The sequence below is a fragment of the Paenibacillus maysiensis genome (assembly GCF_000520815.1).
In the GTDB taxonomy this organism is placed as follows: Bacteria; Bacillota; Bacilli; order Paenibacillales; family Paenibacillaceae; genus Paenibacillus; species Paenibacillus maysiensis.
Genome location: NZ_ASRY01000003.1, coordinates 1 through 776 on the forward strand (window position 1 = coordinate 1; position 776 = coordinate 776).

General features: G+C 57.9%; 1 protein-coding gene. It reads right to left on the minus strand.

Annotation, left to right across the window (positions count from 1 at the left end; genetic code table 11):
• Positions 1-776, minus strand: a 776-nt coding sequence (locus L696_RS30790; protein ID WP_483414257.1) for a beta/alpha barrel domain-containing protein, incomplete at both ends; no start/stop codon positions are given.

Here is a 776-nt window from a genome sequence, read left to right on the forward strand (position 1 = left end):
CGCGGACCCGCTTGCCATTTCCGTAACGCTGCATCAGTTCATCGCGGAGCCGCAGAATCGTCGGCAGCAGTGTATACGCTACGCCCTGGTCGGTGTGGCCTCCCGAATCGGCCTCCACCGTAATGTCATCTGCCATCGGTACGGATCGGAGGGCATCGGCCTCTGCCGGAGTAATGCGGTTCTCATGAAGCAGCCGGAGAACGATCCGTTCGGGAGCCGGACTGAGAAAAGCCTCTGCCACCTCCGGCCGGGACACCTTGGCCATGATCCTGTTGCCGGCAGTAACGGAACCATCCGAAGCCTGCACAAGCCCTTTGGCCCGGTAGCGAACAAGCGGCGCATTGACCGCCATGTAAGCAGAGGCTTCAATGACCTCTACACCGCAGCTCAAATACAGATCTATAAGCTGTTCTTCCTTCTGGGGGTGCATCGGCTGATGCAGCATGTTCAGTCCATAGGCCTCCCCTTTGTCCAACACCCGCTGAATTGCCCGGATATCTGATTCAATTTGCTCCGGATCAAGGCCTCCGGCTCCGTAAAAACTGAGCAAGCCTGCTTTCGCCGCCTGAACGACCAACGTTCTCGAAGCAACTCCGCGATACATGGATCCGGTAACATAAGCATATTTCAGTCCATAATCCCGTTTGAACTCTTCGTCTCCCAGCGACTGCGCCGTAATTTGCGTTCCGGCGTCAGCTTTATGCCGTCCAGCTTCGGGAGCAGCGTCCCTGCGGATCTCAGGCGCAGGGGCTAATTTGCTTTGAGCGGCGGCCGCC